Origin of the sequence: Campylobacter concisus (assembly GCF_003048905.1) — a bacterium.
In the GTDB taxonomy this organism is placed as follows: Bacteria; Campylobacterota; Campylobacteria; order Campylobacterales; family Campylobacteraceae; genus Campylobacter_A; species Campylobacter_A concisus_V.
The window spans coordinates 22,842-36,180 of the sequence record NZ_PIRO01000006.1; the positions used below are offsets into that span (position 1 = coordinate 22,842).

18 protein-coding genes and 1 other RNA gene are annotated in these 13,339 nt (G+C 37.3%); 14 read left to right on the plus strand and 5 right to left on the minus strand.

The genetic code is table 11. The annotated features are described in order from the left end of the window. The first annotated feature begins 20 nt into the window (after positions 1 to 20). Genes CVS95_RS08720 through CVS95_RS08735 form a run of 4 tightly spaced genes read left to right on the plus strand, consistent with a single transcriptional unit; the run spans position 21 to position 2,884 of the window. A complete protein-coding gene (locus CVS95_RS08720; protein WP_021091404.1) occupies positions 21 to 251 on the plus strand; it encodes a type II toxin-antitoxin system Phd/YefM family antitoxin in 231 nt (76 codons plus the stop codon). Continuing rightward, positions 241 to 1,026 (plus strand): alpha/beta fold hydrolase, encoded by a 786-nt coding sequence (locus CVS95_RS08725; RefSeq protein WP_107696334.1) that lies wholly within the window; start codon positions 241 to 243, stop codon positions 1,024 to 1,026. The genes CVS95_RS08720 and CVS95_RS08725 overlap by 11 nt, the downstream gene beginning before the upstream one ends. Beyond that, positions 1,023 to 2,447 (plus strand): Mur ligase family protein, encoded by a 1,425-nt coding sequence (locus CVS95_RS08730; protein ID WP_107696335.1) that lies wholly within the window; start codon positions 1,023 to 1,025, stop codon positions 2,445 to 2,447. Before CVS95_RS08725 ends, CVS95_RS08730 begins: the two co-directional genes overlap by 4 nt. After that, the gene (locus tag CVS95_RS08735) at positions 2,444 to 2,884 is read left to right on the plus strand and encodes a hypothetical protein (protein WP_107696336.1); all 441 of its coding nucleotides are present in this window, start codon (positions 2,444 to 2,446) and stop codon (positions 2,882 to 2,884) included. Before CVS95_RS08730 ends, CVS95_RS08735 begins: the two co-directional genes overlap by 4 nt. A gap of 11 nt (positions 2,885 to 2,895) precedes the next feature. On the opposite strand, the gene CVS95_RS08740 is transcribed toward CVS95_RS08735, so the two are convergent. Then, positions 2,896 to 3,909, minus strand: coding sequence for a hypothetical protein (locus tag CVS95_RS08740; RefSeq protein ID WP_107696337.1), 1,014 nt, complete (start codon positions 3,907 to 3,909; stop codon positions 2,896 to 2,898). Positions 3,910 to 3,971: 62 nt separating this feature from the next. On the opposite strand from CVS95_RS08740, the gene CVS95_RS08745 reads away from it, so the two are divergent. From CVS95_RS08745 to rnpB, 4 genes are all read left to right on the plus strand, one after another. Then, positions 3,972 to 4,793 carry a thiamine-phosphate kinase gene (locus CVS95_RS08745; RefSeq protein ID WP_107696338.1) on the plus strand — a complete coding sequence of 274 codons (822 nt, stop codon included), beginning with the start codon at positions 3,972 to 3,974 and terminating at the stop codon, positions 4,791 to 4,793. After that, positions 4,771 to 5,895: a tRNA pseudouridine(13) synthase TruD gene (truD, locus tag CVS95_RS08750; RefSeq protein WP_107696339.1), complete on the plus strand. Its 1,125-nt coding sequence runs from the start codon at positions 4,771 to 4,773 to the stop codon at positions 5,893 to 5,895. The genes CVS95_RS08745 and truD overlap by 23 nt, the downstream gene beginning before the upstream one ends. Positions 5,896 to 6,328: 433 nt before the next feature. Beyond that, positions 6,329 to 6,946 (plus strand): Type 1 glutamine amidotransferase-like domain-containing protein, encoded by a 618-nt coding sequence (locus CVS95_RS08755; RefSeq protein ID WP_159071268.1) that lies wholly within the window; start codon positions 6,329 to 6,331, stop codon positions 6,944 to 6,946. 142 nt (positions 6,947 to 7,088) lie between these two features. Then, positions 7,089 to 7,414, plus strand: an RNA gene (rnpB, locus tag CVS95_RS08760) — RNase P RNA component class A. A gap of 14 nt (positions 7,415 to 7,428) precedes the next feature. On the opposite strand, the gene CVS95_RS08765 is transcribed toward rnpB, so the two are convergent. The 4 genes from CVS95_RS08765 to CVS95_RS08780 are packed head-to-tail and all read right to left on the minus strand — an operon-like array spanning position 7,429 to position 10,188. Next, complete coding sequence (locus tag CVS95_RS08765) at positions 7,429 to 7,656, minus strand: hypothetical protein (RefSeq protein WP_107696341.1); 228 nt, start codon at positions 7,654 to 7,656, stop codon at positions 7,429 to 7,431. Further along, positions 7,649 to 8,020: a flagellar export chaperone FliS gene (fliS, locus tag CVS95_RS08770; RefSeq protein ID WP_072594313.1), complete on the minus strand. Its 372-nt coding sequence runs from the start codon at positions 8,018 to 8,020 to the stop codon at positions 7,649 to 7,651. The genes CVS95_RS08765 and fliS overlap by 8 nt, the downstream gene beginning before the upstream one ends. A 9-nt stretch (positions 8,021 to 8,029) precedes the next feature. Beyond that, positions 8,030 to 9,790: a flagellar filament capping protein FliD gene (gene fliD / locus CVS95_RS08775; RefSeq protein ID WP_107696342.1), complete on the minus strand. Its 1,761-nt coding sequence runs from the start codon at positions 9,788 to 9,790 to the stop codon at positions 8,030 to 8,032. A gap of 2 nt (positions 9,791 to 9,792) precedes the next feature. Next, positions 9,793 to 10,188, minus strand: a complete 396-nt coding sequence (locus CVS95_RS08780; RefSeq protein ID WP_072594311.1) for a FlaG family protein — start codon at positions 10,186 to 10,188, stop codon at positions 9,793 to 9,795. A 120-nt stretch (positions 10,189 to 10,308) separates the two neighbouring features. Here CVS95_RS08780 and CVS95_RS08785 point away from each other — a divergent pair, with 120 nt between their 5' ends. The 6 genes from CVS95_RS08785 to flgN all read left to right on the plus strand — a co-directional run bounded on the left by CVS95_RS08785 (position 10,309) and on the right by flgN (position 13,339). Continuing rightward, positions 10,309 to 10,653, plus strand: a complete 345-nt coding sequence (locus CVS95_RS08785) for an ornithine carbamoyltransferase (RefSeq protein WP_107696343.1) — start codon at positions 10,309 to 10,311, stop codon at positions 10,651 to 10,653. Beyond that, entirely contained in the window at positions 10,650 to 11,216 is a 567-nt protein-coding gene (gene rsmD, locus CVS95_RS08790; protein WP_107696344.1) for a 16S rRNA (guanine(966)-N(2))-methyltransferase RsmD, read from the plus strand. Before CVS95_RS08785 ends, rsmD begins: the two co-directional genes overlap by 4 nt. Positions 11,217 to 11,280: 64 nt before the next feature. Continuing rightward, positions 11,281 to 12,333, plus strand: a complete 1,053-nt coding sequence (locus CVS95_RS08795; RefSeq protein WP_021091361.1) for a flagellar basal body P-ring protein FlgI — start codon at positions 11,281 to 11,283, stop codon at positions 12,331 to 12,333. Then, entirely contained in the window at positions 12,333 to 12,632 is a 300-nt protein-coding gene (locus tag CVS95_RS08800) for a rod-binding protein (RefSeq protein WP_107696345.1), read from the plus strand. The genes CVS95_RS08795 and CVS95_RS08800 overlap by 1 nt, the downstream gene beginning before the upstream one ends. Before the next feature lie 58 nt (positions 12,633 to 12,690). Then, a complete protein-coding gene (locus CVS95_RS08805) occupies positions 12,691 to 12,894 on the plus strand; it encodes a flagellar biosynthesis anti-sigma factor FlgM (protein ID WP_188116655.1) in 204 nt (67 codons plus the stop codon). A gap of 13 nt (positions 12,895 to 12,907) precedes the next feature. After that, entirely contained in the window at positions 12,908 to 13,339 is a 432-nt protein-coding gene (flgN, locus tag CVS95_RS08810; protein ID WP_072594306.1) for a flagellar export chaperone FlgN, read from the plus strand.

Genomic DNA, 13,339 nt, shown 5'->3' on the forward strand with positions numbered 1-13,339 from the left:
ATTTTACACAAAGAGCGACAATGGTAACTTTTACAAAAGACGAAATTTATACAGCAACTGAAGTAGTTAGAAATTTTAGTTCAGTGCTCTCTCGTGTGGGAGCTAATGAATTAAAAAGAGCGGTCATTGTTAAAAATAATAAATTTGAAGCAGTGCTTTTGAATATGGAAGAATATGAGCGCCTTTGCGAGGCAGTAAGCGTGCTTGAGAGCATTTATACTGCAAAAAAGAGAGAAAACGATGGCGAGTAGGGCGGTAAAATACGGCTCAGACGAGTATGAGATCAGCTACGAAGTAGTAAATCCAAAATGTAAAAAAATAGTGCTTTTCTTGCACGGCTGGGGTGCAAACAAAGAGATAATGAAAAAGGCTTTTGGGCACTATCTAAACGAGCTTTGCCATGTCTATATCGACACGCCAGGCTTTGGTAAAAGCTCCATTATTGATCCGTTAAAAACAAGTGATTACGCAAAAATCGTTGAAATTTTCTGTGATGAGCTTGGCATAAAGCCAGATATCATCGTAGGACATAGCTTTGGTGGCAAGGTTGCAACGCTTCTAAAACCGCCATATCTTGTGCTTTTGAGCTCAGCTGGCATAGTTGTCAAAAAGCCATTTATTGTGCGCACAAAGATCGCTATTTTTAAAATTTTTAAGCTTTTTGGATTTGGAAAATTTTACAAACTCTTTGCCACAAAAGATGTGAGCGGTATGAGTAGAGTGATGTATGAAACCCTAAAAAACGTCGTTGATGAGGATTTTACAAAGCATTTTGCCAGCTTTAGTGGCAAGGCTTTTATATTTTGGGGAGAAAATGACAAGGCAACGCCTATAACAAGCGGAGAGAGTATACATAAGCTCATAAAAAATAGCTCATTTTTTCCGCTTAATGGTGATCATTTTTTCTTTTTACTTCACGCTAAATTTATAAGTGACGAGATAGAAAAAGGGATAAATTTTGAGCTAAATGAAGCAAAAAATGTTGTGCTAGATGACGATGAGAGCGGGATTGAGGAGATAAGATGAGTATATTTTTAAGCATAAGCACGGTTTTATTTATCTTTGCGCTCGCTTTTTATGTGATTACTTGCTTTCAGTGGTTTTCATATAGGCCTGAGCGAGTGCTCTTTTACTTCACAAAGCCTGCTTGGCACGTCTTTTTCTTTATCGTACCGTTGGTATTATTTTACACGACTGGTAAGTGGTTTTTTATCTATTTTTACTTTGCGCTTTTACCAGCTCTTTATCTTTGGAACAAAAAACTTGATAAAAAGCTAGTAATTACTGGCAGGATCAAGCACTTTTTTGTAATCCTTGCTTGCGCTATTATCCTAAACTATGCTCTAAATTTCATCATCCACAAGGCATTTTTAGCTCCGATGCCACTTTTTGTCTTGGTTGTGAGCCTATTTTTTAGTGAAATTTTAGAAAAGATAAAATTTCAAGGCTTTAAAAACAAAGCACTTAAAAAACTGGGCGCAAATAAAGATCTAAAAATTATCTTGATCACAGCAAGCTATGGCAAAACTAGTATCAAAAATTTCTTATTTGAAATTTTAAAAGATAGCTTTGTCTGCTACAAAACACCTCGTAGCGTAAATACAATGGCTGGCATCATCAAAGATATCAATGAAAATTTAAACGAGCAAACGCAAATTTACATCGCTGAGGCAGGCGCTAGGCTAAAGGGCGACATCCTAGAGATCACTAAATTTCTAAATCCGCAAATCGTAATCGTTGGCGAGATCGGCGCGCAACACATTGAGTATTTTAAAACGCTTGATAATATCCGAGCCACCAAGCTTGAAGCACTTCAAAGCACTCGTTTGCAAATGGCATTTTTACATAGCTCGACAAAGAAAGAGCCAAGCCAAAATTTAGAAATTTACGATGAAAGTCTAAAAGATATCAATGCAAATTTATATGGAATTTCGTTCACGCTTGATGGCAAGAGTTACGCTTCGCCGCTGCTTGGCAAATTTAACGCTACAAATTTAGCCGTTTGTATCAAGGTGGCAAGATATCTAAAAATGAGCGATGAGGCGGTAGATAGAGCGCTATCTAAGATGAAAAACGTCGAGCACCGCCTAAGCAAGATCGAGGCTGGCGGCAAGCTGATAATCGATGATAGCTTTAATGGAAATTTTTCAGGCATGAGTGCAAGCTACGAGCTTGTAAGCACCTATACTGGCAGAAAAGTGCTGCTAACACCTGGTATCGTCGAGAGTGACGCGGAGCAAAATGCAAATTTAGCTAAGATCATCAACGAAATTTTTGATCTTGTCATCATCACAAGCTCGCTAAATGCTGAAGTTTTACTAAAGCACATCGTAAAGCCAAAGATCATCATCTTAAAGGATAAAAATAAAATGCAAGAAATTCTAGCTCAAAATACGCGTGCTGGCGATCTCATACTTTTTTCAAACGATGCACCGAGCTTTATATGAAAAAGATAGTTTTTTTAATCCTAGCTTTAAATTTGGTATTTGGCTTTGATATTGATGATTATGATAGAGGTATTGAGGCGCTAAATGCCGGAGATTACGTAGCTGCGTATGAAATTTTCTACGATGGCTGTGAGCAAAAAGATGTGCTTTCGTGCGAGGCTTTGGGTGATATGTTTGTAAATGAAGAGATAAATGAGCAAATGGATAGTGATCTAAAAAAACACTCAAATATCGAGCTTGGCGTGAGTTATTATATGAAAAGTTGCGACCTTGGCTACCAAAATGCTTGTGATGATGTGATGAGCTTAAGGGACGATTTAAACATAAGCCTACCAGCTGGTGTTTATGAAAACGCCAAAGCAAGGTACGATGAGATAAGGCAAGAAGACGAAAAAGAAGAAGCCTTAAGCGAGCAAAATGCGACTTTGCAAAAATAAATTCTCTAGTTTTAGACTAGATTTACTTTTAGCGTATGCTCTTTTATGCTTGCTGGAATTTTGCCATTTTCAAGCTCTATCAGTTCGCTAACTCTTAAAATATAAAAATCCTGCAAGCTTCTGTTTGTAAATTTTTCAAGCTTTTTTGAAAGCGTGTCAAACATATAAAACTCAGCCTCATTGCTAGCTAGTAAAAAATCAGCCCCGCTATCAAACGCATTAAAGATGGTCTTACTTGCAAATGCAAATGCAAGCTTTTCGTTTACTTTTAAAAGTTCAAACCCACAAGGAAATTTGATGTTTAGATTTATAAAATTCGCTCTAAATTTATCTAAATTTACAGGGATTTTATCGCTTACGGCTATTTTAAACTCTTTAAATTTATCCAAGCTCTTTATCTTTTCAAGCTCGTTTTTTGAGGTTTCATCCTCTTTTATCCCTAAAATTTCTTTAAAAAACCTAATCGCTTCGGTATAAATTTCGCTTCCGCCAAAGATAAAATCATCAATCTTGCAAGCTATCAAAATACCATTTTCATTGTTGATAAGCCTTACGATCTCATCATTTTTTTCTTTTTTATAAAGATGATGAGCTAGTATGATAGCAGCTGCACCTATAAAATTTGGCTCGTATTCTCTCACAAAATCAGCATAAAAATATGACTTTAAGCTCGCATAAAATTCTTTGTCTGCTTGATCACAAAATTTATCAAATGGCTTAAATTTCTCCCAAAAGTCGTCATCATTTATCTCAAGATCTAAAACCGCTCGTCTTTCATCAAGTGGCGAAATCACAAGCTCGCCTGCAAATTTTTCATATAAATTTACCAATGGTTCAGCAGTGCTCACTACGACATCATTTACTTTCACAAAGCCAGTTGTTAGCTGAAAATAGGGATCAATTTTTTTAACATGCAAAAATAGCTCGTCAAGGTTTGCGTAATCTAAAATTTCTAAAAAATATGGTTTAAAATACGACAAAATATCCTTGTTTACATTAAATCTAAAAATTTCTATTTTTTGCATTTGACTCCTTTTTTTGGCTTATTTTATCCTAAAATTAAAAGGAGTTTCATTATAATGGCCCGATGGATAAAGAAAATTTCACGATTGAATGCTTTGGTAACGCTTATATTGGCGATGATGCGGCCGTGCTTGGCAAGCAGGTCTTTAGCAAAGACATCTTTGCTGAAAACTCGCACTTTAGACATGGCTGGCTAAGCATTGAAGAGATTGGCTACAAGGCGATGATCGTAAATTTTTCAGATACGATCGTGATGAATGCTAGACCAAAATTTGCGCTTCTTGGACTTAGCTTGCCAAAGAATTTTTCGCCGCAGCAAATCAAAGAGCTAAGTGGCGGCATAAACAGAGCTTGTGATGAGTTTGGTGTAAAGATAATCGGTGGCGACACGATAAGTAGCAAAATTTTAAATATAAGCGTTAGTGTAATTGGCGAGCTAAATGGCAAAGCCGTGCTTAGGAAAAATGCAAAATACGGCGATCTGGTAGCTTTTACTGGTGAGCTTGGAGGTAGCAAAAAGGGGCTAAATTCGCTTCTAAGGCTGGCTAAAATTTCAAAAAACTCACGATTTAAAAAGCCTATTTTAAGAGATAAATTTTTCTACAAAGCAGCTCATCTTATAAACTCCGCTATGGATATCTCAGATGGGCTAAATATCGATCTTGCTAAGCTTTTAAAGGCTAGCAAAAAGGGTGCTAAATTTACAAAAAAGCTAAGTAAATTTGAGCTTAGTAGCGGCGAGGAGTATGAAATTTTATTTACTTTTAGTCCTAAAAATTTAAACGCTATCAAAAGGATCGCCGCAAAAACACGGACAAAGATTAACGTCTTTGCAAAAATTTCACACAAAAGGTTAAGACAAAATGCAAGAAGCCACCACTTTTAAGCCACTTTATGCACTCACTCATGCGCCTATCGAGGCCTATTTTTCTAAAAATTCAGATGATTTTGTTGTACGCGAGATACCACTTTATGAGTTTAGCGGTGACGGCGAGCACTTGATCGTTGAAATTTCTAAAAAAGATATGACGACAAGCGACGCTTTGCATGTTCTTAGTGAAGTTACAGGGGCTAAAATGCGCGACTTTGGCTATGCTGGACTAAAGGACAAGCAGGGTATGACGACACAATTTATCTCAATGTCGCGTAAATTTGAGAGCGCACTTGCAAACTTTAGCCACGAAAAGATGAAAATTTTAAGCCTTAATGTGCATAAAAATAAGCTTCGTATCGGACATCTAAAAGGAAATAGCTTTTTCATCCGCTTAAAAAAGGTACTACCAAGTAATGCCAAAAAGCTAGAGCAAGCATTTGTTAGTATCGATAAAATGGGCTATGCAAACTATTTTGGTTATCAGCGTTTCGGTAAATACGGCGACAACGCGCAAAGCGGGATGGAGCTACTAAAATCAGGCACCGTAAACGGTAAAAAGAGCAAAAATCCAAAGCTAAACGACTTTTTGATCTCGGCATATCAAAGCGATCTTTTTAACCGCTGGCTTAGCAAACGCGTGGAAATTTCTAGGTTTGCGCAGGATTTTAGCCTAGGCGAGCTAGCTCAAATTTACCCGTATCTGGGTGGCGAAAATTTGAAAAATCTAAAATCACAAAAGAGATTTTTTAAGCTGATAGAGGGCGAAGTTTTAGGGCACTACCCGCACGGCAAGTGCTTTTTGTGCGAGGATTTGGACGCGGAGGGCGCGCGCTTTGACGCTAGGGATATCACTAGCTGCGGGCTGATCGTGGGCGCGAAGGCGTATGAGGCTCAGGGTGTGGCGAGAATGGTCGAGGATCAAATTTTCACGCAGGCAAATGAATACAAAGCTAAAATGACGGGATCTAGGCGCTTTGCGTGGTGCTATTTGGAGGATGCAAGCTATAAATACAACGAGGAAAAAGCGCACTTTACGATAAATTTTACGCTGCAAAAAGGCAGCTACGCGACGGTGGTGTTAGAAGAAATCTTGCACAAAAATATCTTTGAGTAGGGCGGTGGCTCGCCTTGCGAGCGCTTTTAAATGATTTTTGCATCTATGCTCGCAAGTGCAAGCAGAGTATAAATTTTGCTCTGCGATAGGCTGTATTCCTTATTTTTGGACGAAATTTACTTCTTTTGTTTAGCTACGAGCATAGTGACACAGAAAACACTTAAAACCATCTCGCAAGACTTCACCTTAACTTTCAAGTTTAAATTTTTGTAAATCAAAATCCGCCTCGCCTAACGCTTTTTAAAAGCTGTGAGCAAAACGGTGCAAAAATTTTGCCTTGTCGTTTTAAGCTCAAATTTGTTCACTAAGACCCATATCTTAACATCACTAAATTTTACCCGTGGAGCAAGACGCGAGCGACGTGAAATACAAGCGTTTCTAGGCTCGTTTGGATATAATGGGTTTACAAATTTATATTTTAAAAGGATTAAAAATGGCGAATATTTTTCTTTGCTCTTATTTCGCGGAGGTTGCAAGTAAGATTAATGAAGTGGTAAAATTTCAAGGCAAAGATATTGTTTTTATCGATACGGCAGCAAAATTTGAAGAGGTGAATTTTTACGTAGATGAAGCGGTGGAAATTTTAGAAAATTTTGGTGCGAAGCTAAGACGCCTTGACGTCTCTTGCGCCAAGGATTCGGCAGCGCTAGTATCTAGCCAAGATGAGCCATCTTGTGAAGATGAAATTTTATCTACCATTAGTCAGTGCGATATCATTTACGTTAGCGGCGGAAATACGTTTTATTTGCTTAACGAGCTGCGAAAATCGCGCGCCTGGCAAGCCATAAAAGACGCTGTCAAAGCAGGTAAAATTTACGTCGGCGAGTCGGCGGGAGCGATCGTGGCTGCACCAGATACGAGATATGCTACGCTAATGGATGAAAATAGCGCGAAAACGAGCGATTTTACAGGGTTAAATTTGGTTGATTTTTGCGTCGTGCCGCACTTTGGCTGCGAGCCTTTTACGCAGGCCACGCACGAGATAATGGAGAAATTTGGGAACTTATACGATTTACGACCTATAAATAATGCTGAATTTATTGCGCTTTGAGATAAAATTTTATACGTTCTTTGCGCTAAATATTTACTCAAAGCATTCTATCTGCCTGCAAATTTACCTTTTAAATAAAAGAATATAAAGTTTAAAGTTTTAAAAAACTAGAAATTTAAGCCAAAGCCGCTATAATTTCGCTCTGGCACGGTAAGCGATCGCTTTTGTTTTTGCAAAAGAGGAAAGTCCGAGCTGCGATAAGACAAGGTTCCATCTAACGGATGGCTAGGGAAACCTAAGGGATAGTGTAACAGAAAGCAGACTTCCGCTTCGGCGGTAAAGGTGAAACGGCGGAGTAAGAGCCCACCGGCACGCTTGGTAACTTGCGTGGCCATATAAACCCAACCTGCAGCAAGAAGGGATGGTTTTGGTCTTATATTAAAACCCTTCGCTAGAGCTTGTTTGTAAAAGCAAGCGTAGATAAATGATCGCTCAAGACAGAACTCGGCTTAACGCCGTGCCTTTAAATTTATAAAAATTGATTAGTTTGTTACGTATTTTTGAGCTTTTTGTAGTTTTATAAGCTCATTTTGGATGTGCGAAGACTTGCTTTTTAAAAGCTCTATTGCGCCGCCAATTAGTGCTTGTGCTTCTTGTGCTGAAGCTAGGGTCGTAAACATATCCTCACTAAAATTTTGTGATAAAGCAGCTATCTTGCTCGTGTCTTCGTTTATCAATGCTAATTTAAATTCATTGATCCAACTATTCACCTGATGTTACCTCTCTCCATGCTTCTGATAATTGCTTTACAACATTGGTTACTTCATTTAAAGCTGCGACATCGTTTTGAATATTTGCCATAGCAAGAAGCTGCATCTGTCTTGTATAAAGGCCGCTAAGATAGTGAGCTACATCACCCTGAGAATAATCAAGCGAATTTAAAAGCTCAACAAAAATAGCGTTTGTTCTATTAATATAATAAACTTTTTTCTCTATATCTCCAGCTTCTATCGCCTTTTTGGTACGAAATATAAATTTTAAAATTCCGTCATAAAGCATTTCTATTAATTTAGTTGGGGACTCAATGCCCCCAAAACTAGACTGTGCGTATGCACTATATGCACTTTGATTCATCTTTATCTCTTATTTTCTGCTATTTATCTCTGCATCGATCATTGATTTTAGTGTCGAGAACTGATTTTCTAAGCTTGCGATGATAGCGTTATACTTGATAAAGCGCTCTTGCATTGTTGTATATTTTTCATCTAAAAGCTTTTGTGTGCTCTCTTTGTTTTTTGTGATCGACTCATTTTCATCTTTTAACTGATTTTGCATAGCAACCATCGTACCACTTTTGCCAACGACACCATCAAGCATTTTAGCTAGCTTTGTAAATAGCCCATCTGTTTTTTTAGTTACTGAATTTACAGTAGCTTCATTCATACCTAGAGCTGTTAGAGCTGGAGCTTTACCTTTTACTTCGATATTTTCACCATCACTTCTTTTTAAAATGATCCTTTTGCCGCTTTGATCAAGGCTAGCTGTCACTCCGTTGATGCCAGCATCGTTTATAGCTTGTTGAAGTTTTAGTGCATTTTCTTCGGCTGTGGCAGTAGCAGTAGTTGAAAATGTAACTGACTTGCCGTTTATCGTAAGATCGCCAGCTTTTATGTCTAGTGCTCCAGCACTAACGGTCGATGTTCCCATATAGCTTATTGGCTCGATCTTACTTGATCCCATGAAAAATTTCTGAATCTCTTCAGGATCTTTGCTAAGAGCTGCGTTAAATTTATTTAGATCAAGCTGAAGCTGACCGTCTTTATCAGGTACTATGCCATATTTACTTAATGCTTTGCCTTCGCTATCTTGTCCATTTACAAGACGACCAATGTTTGATCTTAAGCTTGAAATTTCGCTAACGCCTTGGAAAGTGCCAGCTCCCTTTTCCTCGTCATATTTTGTAGCTATGCCAAGGTTCATAGTCATTAGGTTGTAGTCTTTGATAAATTCTTCAACCGCTTTTATTACCTCTTTTGTATCCTGAGAGACGCTTACGTTTGTTTTGCCGGTTTCGTTTAATGTAATAGAAATTCCCGGTCTTAAGTCGTTGAAGGTATTTTTGCTTCTTTTTACATTTACTCCGTTATATGTAAATTCCGCATCTTGTGCCTTTAAAATTCTATTTTTTTCAAAATTTGATGTCATCTTTGGTGTGCCATCAGGATTTGTTAGTAGAGTGCCATTTGCATCTTTATCTTGAAACTGCGTACTATCCCAGCCAAGCTTATCTAAAACACCAGCCGTATCATTTGAAAATTTAATAGTCTGTGTTGCACCAGTGTTGCCTGATTGAAGCATGATTTGATTTGATTTATCTCCGCCAACGTTTAAAATTCTAGCTTGTAATTTACCGCCACTGATATCATTTATCTTGTCTACAATATCCTGATACGTGGTTGATCTAGTTACGCTAATAGAAAATTTTTGTCCATCGATCTCAACATCAAAAGAGCCGTTATTTGTTGCACCTACTAAGCTTGAAGCGTTTTTGAAATTTGAGCTTTGAAATGTATCTTTTTGAGCAAGTTTTTGCACATCTATACTAAAATTTTGAACGCTAACGCCATTTGCTGCTGAGGCTGTTACGCTTTTGCCAGCATTATTTGTAGTTCTTTTTAGATAAAGTGCCTCTCCGCCAAGTGTTTTGCCACTTACATTTACGTTGCTAACTAGAGTTTTTAGAGCTGCAAGGTCTTTTTGTTTTAGGTCGTTTCTCTCTAGCCTTTTTGTTAAAGGCTTGATCTGTCCTGCCTCATCTGCTTCTTTTAGCTTTTTGATAAGATCGTCATTTAGTCCGCTATTTTTTGTACCGATTCCTAAATTTGTTACGTTACCTACTGCCATTTTTAACTCTCCTTGTCAAAAAGTATTCCGATACTTTCCTTGAAATACTCGCTTATTCTTATAGCTTCTTTGCTTGGAAGTTGTGTTATCTCTTCGCCAGTTTTAGCATCTTTTACTTGTACGACCATTAAATTTAGCTTCTCATTGTAAGCAAATCTTACATTAGTATCGAGCTGCTGCATTTGATAGTTTAGTCTGTCAGTGACCTCTCTTGTTCTTTTGGCAAGCTCTTCGTTGCTAAGTCCGTCTAGCTCGTTAATGTCTTTTGTTTCATTGTTTTTATCAGCACTTAATTTAACATCAGAATGCTCGATAGGTCTGCTATCTATTTGACGTTGAGCGGATGTGCTCATGCTCGTATCTAGTACCTGATTTGCTGCTGCCTTAAAGATTTCCATAGTTTTACTCCTTAAAACTTACGTTAGTTTCTACATCGGTAAAATTTTAAAATCCTTTAGTGTTTATATAAATTTTTGATTATTTAGGCTAAAATCGAGCAAAAATTTATAGGAAGAGATATGAAAATTTCATTTGAGTGCGAGTGTATTTTACTTCAAAAGACACTACTGCTTTTTTGTGGAAATTTAGCTGCTCATCATAAGGATTGTGATTTTGTAGTGAGTGACCGCGAGATTGCGACAAAAAAACCACTATTTATAATAGGTAAAAATGCTCATCTTTCTCATCCTTTTACCAAAATGGCACTTCTTGATACGCTTGAAGAATTTTACTCAGCTATGCAAATTTCAAAAGCAAATGAGCTAAATGAAGCTAAAAATGAAAAGGGCTTAGAAGATAAAATTTCACTTTTGATAGATAAATTTAAAGCCGATCTTCTTGAAATTCTAAGGGCAAATCAGTGAAGCTTTACACTAAAATCTCAAGTGGTAAATTTAAAGGTAAAAGGCTTGAACTGCCAAGCCTAAGCACAACAAGAAGTACAAAAAGTATCGTAAAAGAGTCCTTTTTTAACGTCATTAGAGATGAAATTTACTCACTTACATTTATAGAGGGTTTTGGTGGAAGTGGCGTGATGGCAAGCGAGGCCGTTAGCAACGGAGCACGTGAGGCTATCGCTATCGAAAAAGATAGGGCTGCTTTTAAGATCACGCAAAGCAACCTTGCAAGCCTGCAAAGTCCAAATTTAAAAGCGATAAATGGCGATAGTTTTGCGCTTTTGCCAGATCTTGTAAATTCGCAAAATGGCAAGGTTTTGCTCTATCTTGATCCGCCATTTGACATAAGAGCCGGCTTTGATGATATCTACGAAAAGCTTGTAAATTTAATCTCACAGCTAAAAAAAGAAAAAATTTACATGATAGTTTTTGAGCACAACAGTGACTTTAAATTTAGCGATGAAATTTCTACATATAAGCTTGTAAAATTTAAAAAATTTGGAGCTACTTCGCTCTCTTACTTCCAATAATTTATAAAAATTTGGAACATCTTTTGCTTTAAAACCTAAAATAGCTAAATTTTTAGGAAAAAATATGAAAAAATTTTTATCTTTTGTAGCAGCTTCAGTGATAGCTACTTCAGCCTTTGCTACGCAGATAAAAGAGCTTGCAAGCATAGTTGGCGTAAGAGATAATCAGCTAATAGGTTACGGCCTAGTTGTCGGACTAAACGGCACAGGTGATGGCTCAACGTCAAAATTTACGATCCAGTCTTTATCAAACATGCTTCAAGGTGTAAACGTAAAGATAAATCCAGATGATATCAAGTCAAAAAACGCAGCTGCTGTTATGGTAACAGCTAAGCTTCCTGCATTTGCAAGGCATGGCGATAAGCTTGATGTCGTGATCTCATCTATTGGCGATGCAAAAAGTTTGCAAGGTGGTACTCTTCTCATGACACCACTAAAAGGCGTTGATGGTGATATTTACGCTTTGGCTCAGGGTGCTTTAAGCATCGGCGGAAAAAGCATGGGTAGATCAGGTGGCAACCACCCAACCGTTGGCTCTATCCTAAATGGAGCTTTGGTTGAGCGAGAAGTAACTTATGACATTTACAATCAAGATAGCATAAGACTAAGCCTAAAAGATACAAATTTTAAAACTGCTCTTGATATCCAAAATGCTATAAATGCAAATATCTCTGATGATGCCGCAAAGGCGATCGATCCAAGAACGGTTATCGTTAAAAAGCCAGATGATGTTAGTATTATCGAGCTTGCAAGTGCTGTGCTTGATCTTGATGTGGAGTATAAGCCAGATGAGAAGATAGTGGTTGATGAGAGAACTGGCACGATAGTAAGTGGCATAAATGCCGTAGTTAGCCCAGTTGTCTTAACGCATGGTGCAATCACAATAAAAATAGAGCCAAATAGCTACGATGAAGCAGCACAAAATGATGTAAATATAGGAAGCGATACATCTGTCGCACCTAGTCAAAATTTACTTAAAATTTCAGGCGAAAAAACAACCGTTGCAAATGTAACAAGAGCTTTAAATAAGCTTGGAGCAACACCAAGCGATATCATATCGATACTTGAAAATTTAAAGCGAGTTGGTGCGATACAAGTTGATTTGGAGATAATATAATGCAAATAGATAACACCTTAGCGCTAAATTCATATAATGAAATTTCGGCAAACAAGATAAAAAATGCAAATGCCAAACAAGATGCACTTTTAAAAGAGCAAACTGACGCTTTTGAAGCATTTATGGTAAAAGCTGTTCTTGATATTGCTTTAAAAGAAGATGATAAGAACTCACTCTATCCAAAAGCCGCTGGCAGCGATATTTACAGGTCTATGTATAATGATGCTATGAGTAAAGCATTGAGTGGAAATCTTGGTTTTTCAGAACTTTTGTACGATTTTTTAAAGAGAGACTCTTAAGTAAATTTATATTCTGCCGATGTAGTGATATAAACATTTTATTTTAAGAGGTATGAATATGATAAGGCCTTTGAACCAAAGACCAAATTTTCAGGCAAATGCGCTAAATAAAAATAGCGATGCCAAGGTCGAAACTCAGAGTAAAGAAGTAAGAACAAACGAAAACACAAAGCTAAAAGAGATAGCTGATGCCATAGCAAATGGCACTTATCAGGTTGATATCTCAAAAACGGCTAGGGCTGTGGCTGATGCGTTGCTGTAATTAAGGAATTTAAATGATAAAAAAGCTTTTGGACGAGGCTATAGGCGAGCTTGATGAGCTTATAAATTTAACCATACAAGATATCGCAAATATAAAAGAGGCTAAGCATTCAAGCGTTGATGAGAGTGTAAAGAAAAAAAATGCCTTAGTTCGTGCATTTGAAGATACAAAAAGAGCACTAGATAAAGAGCTTTTAAAGGTATCAAAAGAGAGCGGTACGACTACACTTGCTAGTGTTTTAGACGATGAAGTGAAGTCAAAGCTTGTACTTATGCGTTCAAAGCTTGAAAATTTACATAAAGTTAATAAAGAATATGCAAGACATGTTGTTGCTGTTAAAGAATTTTTTGACTCACTTAATGAAAAAATTTTTGGAACTAAAACAAGTGAATACGGCCAAGATGGAAATAGCATAGATAATAATTTTTATAAATCAAGGGTTTAA